The organism is Streptomyces sp. SID13666 (assembly GCF_010548325.1).
Classification (GTDB): Bacteria; Actinomycetota; Actinomycetes; order Streptomycetales; family Streptomycetaceae; genus Actinacidiphila; species Actinacidiphila fildesensis.
On sequence record NZ_JAAGLX010000032.1, the window covers coordinates 92,127 to 98,830 of the forward strand.

General features: G+C 65.3%; 6 protein-coding genes. 2 read left to right on the forward strand and 4 right to left on the reverse strand.

Annotated elements, in window-relative coordinates:
• The first annotated feature begins 274 nt into the window (after nt 1-274).
• Nucleotides 275-1,456, forward strand: a complete 1,182-nt coding sequence (locus G3I60_RS31365; protein WP_164294616.1) for a hypothetical protein — start codon at nt 275-277, stop codon at nt 1,454-1,456.
• A gap of 136 nt (nt 1,457-1,592) precedes the next feature.
• Here the strand turns inward: G3I60_RS31365 and G3I60_RS31370 are convergent, their stop codons facing one another.
• The 4 genes from G3I60_RS31370 to G3I60_RS44735 all read right to left on the reverse strand — a co-directional run bounded on the left by G3I60_RS31370 (nt 1,593) and on the right by G3I60_RS44735 (nt 3,636).
• On the reverse strand, nt 1,593-2,675 hold the full coding sequence (locus tag G3I60_RS31370) for a methyltransferase domain-containing protein (RefSeq protein WP_343241129.1): 1,083 nt from the start codon (nt 2,673-2,675) through the stop codon (nt 1,593-1,595).
• 92 nt (nt 2,676-2,767) lie between these two features.
• On the reverse strand, nt 2,768-2,908 hold the full coding sequence (locus G3I60_RS44730; RefSeq protein ID WP_203674322.1) for a hypothetical protein: 141 nt from the start codon (nt 2,906-2,908) through the stop codon (nt 2,768-2,770).
• Between the two features lie 318 nt (nt 2,909-3,226).
• Nucleotides 3,227-3,349 (reverse strand): hypothetical protein, encoded by a 123-nt coding sequence (locus tag G3I60_RS46570; protein ID WP_269268894.1) that lies wholly within the window; start codon nt 3,347-3,349, stop codon nt 3,227-3,229.
• Nucleotides 3,350-3,429: 80 nt separating this feature from the next.
• Nucleotides 3,430-3,636, reverse strand: coding sequence for a hypothetical protein (locus G3I60_RS44735; RefSeq protein ID WP_164294614.1), 207 nt, complete (start codon nt 3,634-3,636; stop codon nt 3,430-3,432).
• Nucleotides 3,637-4,032: 396 nt separating this feature from the next.
• Between G3I60_RS44735 and G3I60_RS31375 the strand changes: the two genes are divergently transcribed.
• Nucleotides 4,033-5,367: a hypothetical protein gene (locus tag G3I60_RS31375; RefSeq protein WP_164294676.1), complete on the forward strand. Its 1,335-nt coding sequence runs from the start codon at nt 4,033-4,035 to the stop codon at nt 5,365-5,367.
• The last annotated feature ends 1,337 nt before the right edge of the window (nt 5,368-6,704 follow it).

Below are 6,704 nucleotides of genomic sequence, written 5' to 3' on the forward strand. Positions count from 1 at the left end.
GCCGGTGCCGCCGCCGAAGCTCGCCGCCAGAGATATCGGGTTGATACCGCCGATATTGAGTCGGGTTGTCGCCACGATGGTGCGATCACCTGAGGCACCGTCAACGCGCGGTTTGGGCATAGCGGGACTAGCCTGGGAATAGACGCATCGCGTCAGTTGCCTGTCAATGGCGGGATCGATAGCGCGGGGCTATAAGTCCACTCTTCGTTCGGCAATCGAATCTGTCCGGCGTCGCTTCGGGGTTGCCCTGCCGTCGGCAGCGGTAGGAGGCGTCGTGTCTACACAGAGGGAGCAACGGGAATATTCAAGTGAAATCTGGAAAGATGCCGCAGATCGCCTAAACGCAATTGTGTCTGAACTACTGACACTGTCTGAAACTGCGCCTTGGCGCGCGAAGCAGCTAGAGGTTGTCCCGGAAGACTTCATGGCTCCGTTGGACAGGGCCACTGAGGAATACCTCGAACACTCTCATGAGCTAGGTCTCGTACTGGCGAGCGGCAGGCAAGAACGTGCGGAGGAAGACGGGGCGTACGATGCCGACGAGGCCCTTCTGGGCGTTGCGGCCACGGACATCGCCTTCGCGCAGGCGTTGGCGGAGGTCTTCGATGAAGAATCTGCCGACGTGGTGAGTAAAAGTCCTTTCCTCTCCACGTTCGCGAGCGCAGACCACGATGGCACAACGGCGCTTCAACTTCGAATCTTTGAGGCTTACCACGCTGTCCGGGGGAACACAGCGATGGGGGCCAGCGCCCCCGAGGGAGATGGAACGGTCAACGCCTTCGTGGAAGATACTGTCAAGGGACTGCTGGACGAGTCGGGCAAGAAGATATCAGGTACCTTGTTGAGAGTCGTAGCTCCTGTAGCAGTTGGAGATGCCGTTTCGGCGCTCATGCAGGCGATTCCCCAAGGGCTAGCGAGTGCTGTCAGCCGGGTTGCAGCCGAGTTTAGTGGCGTTCTTGCGCCAATTCGCCGAAAAATTCTACTCCTTGTGGGAGAGGGTCTGGAAAAACTCTCCTCCGTGCTCGGCTCCGGGAGTGATGTCGGCATCGGGAGGCTCTGTGATTGGATTAAAGGGCAGTGGGGAGAACTAAGCGACGACATAATCGCCGCCCGAGCACTCGGGGTTCTCCTCGGTGGGCAAAATGTTCTGCAGGCTGGTTGCGGAACTCTCGTCGGTGCTAGCCCGAACCAGATAACTGCAGCCGAGGAAAGCCTGCAGCAATTGCAGAAACTCCATCGTCGACGTCTCCAGATTGTTGGTACCATCAATATCGGCCTCGGTGTTACTTCCCTGGCGATACCTGGGCCCGCTCAAGTCTTTGTGCTTGTCGGTGCCGTCCTGCTCGTCTTTAGTACTACTTACATGTGCGGCGACGCGCTGGATTCACCCATAATGGATGGTTTTCCTCAATGCACCGAGGGTGTGATCCGTCGGATCAAGGCCGCCACGACCTGAGTAGGTGGCACGCGGCCCTGGGTGAAACCCGCACATCAGGTTCGGAAACGATCCTGCTTCTCAATGGCCCCCACCATGGGGTCTTTCGGTGGGGGCCATCACAACGTAGGGCACAAGGCCGGGCTTTTTTCTGGGATCAGGGCGCCACAGGATGGTCAGTGTCGTCGAGCCAGGCCGATTGCTTGAAGGAGGTGACGGTGAGGCCGAACCTTCCTGGTGCAGGGGAGTCGTTATCTCTCCACCAGTGGTGTGCTGTTTCTACTTCATCCCATAGGCGGCGTGGGCCGTGCTGCCAGACGGTGAACTGGTCGTCGCGCTCTCCGTCATAGTCGATAGCGGCCCATGAGGTGGCGTCGGTGGTGGCTACCCACAGTCGCGTCATGACGCCGTCCACGTCCGGGTTCTGCTGGCGGGTGTACCAGACATCGCCCAGGCGCATTCCGATCGCGAACTGGGCGTCGATGTCCTGGCCGGCCACCTCCCACGGCGCCAGGCTGGTCTTTGACTCGGTGGGCTGGTGTTCGTCCCGTACGACGTCGCGGTAGATGCGTAGGTCGGAGCGCTGGCCGCGCATGAGCATGAACGCCCCATGGGGGCTGAACCGGCCCTGGCCAATTCCGTCGCGTACCTCCAAGCGGAGCAGTCCGTAGGTGATCCATGGGTTGTCCCACGCTGTGACGATCACGGCTCCGGGCTGGGCCTGCTGTACCCATGTGTGCGGCACGCGTCGAACCGAGCAGGTACAGATGACCCGGTCGTACGGGGCTCGCGGAGGCCAGCCCTTCGCCCCATCGGAGCACACGACATGCGGGTACTTACCGGCGTTGTGGAGGGCTGTACGGGCCCTGGCGGTTACCGCGCCGTCGATCTCCAGAGTCGTGACGTTCGCTTCTCCGAGTCGCTGCGAGAGCAGGCCCGCGCTCCAACCGGTGCCGGTGCCGATCTCCAACACATTCGCGCCGTCCTGGGCGTCCAGGTCCTCAAGCATGCGGAAGACGATGGAGGGCGCGGACGCTGAGGAGGATGCCCAAACGTCACTGTCCTGGGGCTCGGCGCCATCGTTGACCTGCGTCACTACGGGTGCGTCCGCGTATGCGGCGGCGTACCAGCGCGCGGCGTCATTTTTCAGATCGCATGGTTCGTAGCCGTTGTCCCCGTCGTCCAGCCAGATTCGCTCGGGCAGGAAGTGATGGCGCGGTACGGCGTCGAACGCTGCCACCCACTCGGGGGCCGGCTGATGACCGAGGTCGTTTGAGACCGCGCGGAGCAGGCCGCGTTGGGCTGCGGCCTGCTCCTGCTGGTGCGTGTTGGTCACTTCTTGTCGCCGCCCTTGTGCTTGGGCTCCGGAGCGGGCTTCGACCCGTCCGGGGATGGCTTGCTGGTCCCCGGGTCTTTCCCTCCGGAGTGTTTGCCGTCACCGCCGCTTCCGCCCTTGCCGGTTCCCCATCCCATGGTGGTCTCCTTCGTCTCGTCGGTGAGCTACAGGTGGCGTGCCTATGCGGCGGTGCGGCCCTTGGCCGGGATCGGCGAGGGGTCCGGCGGCCGGGGCGTCGGTGTCTGGGGTCGGCGGGGTCCGGGTGGCGGCGGCTTTGCCATGGGATTTTCCTTCCTGGAATGCTGCCCGCTCGGTGAGATGCCGCGCGGGGTGTTGCGGGGGTACGCCCGGCTCCGGCCGTCACGGTCGGGGGAACCATGACTCCTGGGTGGCTGGAGCCGGGCGCGCTGGTACCGGTCCCCGTCCGAGTGCGGGACATCGGCGGGGACCGGGGTCTAGAGGCTGGGCGGCGGAGTGTCCGGCATCGCCACAGCGAAGTTCGGTGCAGGTGGTGCGGTGGGCTGCCCCGCCACCAGCAGGACGGCAACCGCGGGGGCGCCGAGCACGTTGAGGAGCATCAAGAGCGCTCCGACGGTGCGGCCGTCAGTGGAGGGAGAGGGCGGGCGTCGATGGCGTGGCTTCTCGGCCACGGAGCGGATCACTGGGTACCGCCCACAGGTTCGAGGGCTGACAGCGGGGCACTCCACTCGACACCGCCACCCGATGGCCGCAACCATGCGAACTCAGTGGCTTCCGCGCTGGTCGGGTAGCAAGTGCCGATCTGCTGCACCTCGCCGACTCGATGGGTGCTCGTGTCCAGGACGAGGGTGTCTTCCTTGATCCAGTCCCACTCGCTGCCAGTCACGCGGCACCACCGCCCGGTGCTTGCCCCTCGTGTGGTCCGCCGGACCGTCTCTGGAACGTGTCCCAGCCACTGGCCGCGAGGCTGAGCGCCCTGGCGCTGAGTTCCTGATCGCGTCTCTGGATCGGCGTCGAACTGGCATGGAGCGCTGTGCGCGGTGGCTTGGTCAGGTGGTCGGCTCCGGTCATGGTGTCGTCTCCGTAGTGGGTGGGGCGTCCTGAAGATCCGCGACGGAGGTCACGGGACTGCCTGCGGTGACACGCTGAGTGCGCGGTGGCTGAGAGTGCGCGGGTTGTTCGTTGCGCGGCTGATGTTGAGTGAACTCGGGTACGCCGTCTGAGAGAACGGGCAATGCTGGACGGGACCGTGAATGCCGTGAACGACGATGGAGGTCATCGCATGGCACCACGCACGCGCACACCGAATACCGCCCTGCGCACGCTTCTGACGGAGGCGCAGTGGACAAGGGGCCAGCTCGTGCGGGCAGTCGTACGCGTCGGAGCCGAGCAAGGGGTGACGCTCACCTACGACGATTCGACCGTGTCCTACTGGCTCAAGGGCTCCTTACCAGGACCGGAGATCAGGCCGTTCATCTGCGAAGCCTTCTCCCGGCGGCTGCGGCGCCCAGTAACGTCCGCCGAAGCGGGATTCGGGAGCGAGACCGAGTCTGACGGTGCCGATCTGGTGTCGGATCTGGTGGACCTCGGAAGGGCGGACATGGACCCATCGCGGCGCGGCGTGCTGGCGGCCGGCCTGTACTCGGCTGCGCTGATGGTGCCCAGGTACACCGATCTGTCGGGCAGGCTGGAAGCCTCCACGGCCGGACGCACGATACGGGTGGGGCCCGGCGAGGTTGCCACCGTCCGCACGATGACGGATCGCATCGCGGACATCCTCGATGAACTCGGCGGCGGTCACGCCCGGCCGATGGCGGCGGCGTTCTTGCTGAACACCGTGTCGCCGTACCTCCGCGCCGACGGGTCGGAGTCAGTGAAGAGAGACATGCTCGCCGCCGCGTCGGACCTGGTCTATCTGACGGGCTGGATGGCCATGTACGAGCGCGAGCACGGCCTCGGACAGCGCTACTACGTGCAAGCACTCCACCTGGCCGGGAGCGCCGAGGACCACCTCACCTACTGCCGCACGCTGCGTGGCATGGCGTTGCAGGCATCGAACCTGGGCCATGGCCCCAAAGCTCTGGAGCTGGCTGACTCAGCCGCCGAGGCTTCCCCGCAGGCCGGCCCCCGCCTGCGGGCGTTCTTGGCCGGACAGCAGGCCCACGGTGCGGCGATGGTCAAAGACCGGCGGCAGGCGTTCGCCCGGCTTGCCGAGACCGAGACGGCGCTGTCCAAGGCCGACGGGCGGAACGATGCGGTGGGTGGCTACGACCAGTCTGCCTATCAGTTCCACGTCTCCCACGTCCTGTACGAGCTGGGCGATCTGTCCGGTTCGGTGAAGGCGTTGCAGCACTCCAACCGCGTCCGGCCTCCGCAGGAACGACAGGGCCGCGTTCACGCCAACGGGCTCCTGGCACAGCGGCAATTGGAACTGGGCCACGTGGAAGCCGCCTGCGCGACATGGGAGACCTTCCTCGACGACTACGCCGTGATCTCTTCGGCGCGAGGCGACGACCACTTCCAAACGATGCGCCACCGGATCAGGCCGCACCTGGCCAACCGGACTGCGCGGAACCTGCATCAACGAGCCGTTGAGGTCGCTGCACTGAAGTCATGACGGCACGCATGAAGAGCGGGGTGGGACGCCAGCCGTCGAACGCTAGCCACGAAGGCGGGTTCGGCGGCTGGATCGGCGCGGGAGGCTCGTTGTAGCTCCACCTGGTTCAGCCACTCCATTTGCTTGCGCCTCAAGGCGCGTTGCGGTGTCTGCCGTGGCCATGGTCTCCGGTGTGGGGTTGCGTTGCTCCTGGTGGTGGTTGTGCTGGGCAGGCTTCCCGCGGCTTCGTGGGTAGCGGTCTCGTGGGCTGCGTGGTCGTGTGGGTGTCCGGCTGCGTCTGCTGCGTGTCGTGGGTGGGGCCTGGGTGGGCTGCTGTGGGGCTGCCGGGGTTGCTTCCTGCTCTGGTTGTCCGCTTCTTCTGGCTTGCGCGCTGAGCGGCCCGGGGCCGCCGGAGCGGGGCGTAGACAGGAGCGGTGGCGGCCTTGGGCCGCCAGCGCGCACGGCCCGCTTTAGCGGGCCGCCTTGATCCAGTAAAGAAACTCTTAACAGCTCTGCCGCTGACCGGCCTTGGCTGCTGCTGCGTACGTGGCTGGTGCTGCCGGTCGGCCTGCTTGTCTGCGCTTGCCCTCGTCGTCTGCGACCGGTTGAAGGCACTGGGTAGCCCGGCGATGCGCTTCCGGCAGGCTGGCTGTCGTTGTCGCTGGTTCTGCCCGCTGGCCCTCCGGGTCGTGGTCCCTCACCTGCTGCGGCCGTCGTACTCCTCGTCGTGCTCTCGGACCTTGACGCCCTTCGCCCCTGGCTTCTGCGTGGTCGGTCACACCGATGCGCCTGCTGGCACCTCTATGTGCGTCCCCCGGCTCCGAGGGGAGAGCGGCGTGATTTTCAGAAAGTTCGCGCACGGCTGTCACATCGGGCCTTCTCGGGGGACTTGCAGCAGTCAGAGACAGGCGTGAGGGCGCGGAAAGACGGAGGGCTTGACGAGATGGATCACTTTGTTGGCATTTGCGCGGATGAATCGATGACAGTTATCCACAGGGGGGCCGGAGTTGCCCGGCGGTGGGCTGGTTTGTGGCCGGTGTTTTCCGAAATCTATCCACAGGGGAAATCCGGAAACTGGGGTATCGGGCCGCTGGGTTGGTGGTCGGCCGGTGTGGCTGGGCGGGGTGTCCGCTTTCCCTGAGTGGATGGCCCTTCGGCCGCGCGGTGCGGCTCCGAAGGAAGGCGGCTCAACGCATGAATGTGACGGGCATCACAAATGATGGACAGTCGCAACTGGCGGGGAGCGTCATTCGGAGCGCGCGCTATTCGTCGCCGTGCGCCGCGCGGCGAGGTAGGCGCCCCAGTCAGGTGCCGCTCGTCGGTGCCATTGCTCTGCCGTGATCACGTGCATGCCGGTG

What these genes read in the sequence shown, in the direction of transcription:
- G3I60_RS46570 (WP_269268894.1), bottom strand. Translation starts at nt 3,349, where the DNA reads ATGCTCCTCAACGTGCTCGGCGCCCCCGCGGTTGCCGTCCTGCTGGTG.
- G3I60_RS44730 (WP_203674322.1), bottom strand. Translation starts at nt 2,908, where the DNA reads ATGGGATGGGGAACCGGCAAGGGCGGAAGCGGCGGTGACGGCAAACAC.
- G3I60_RS31375 (WP_164294676.1), top strand. Translation starts at nt 4,033, where the DNA reads ATGGCACCACGCACGCGCACACCGAATACCGCCCTGCGCACGCTTCTG.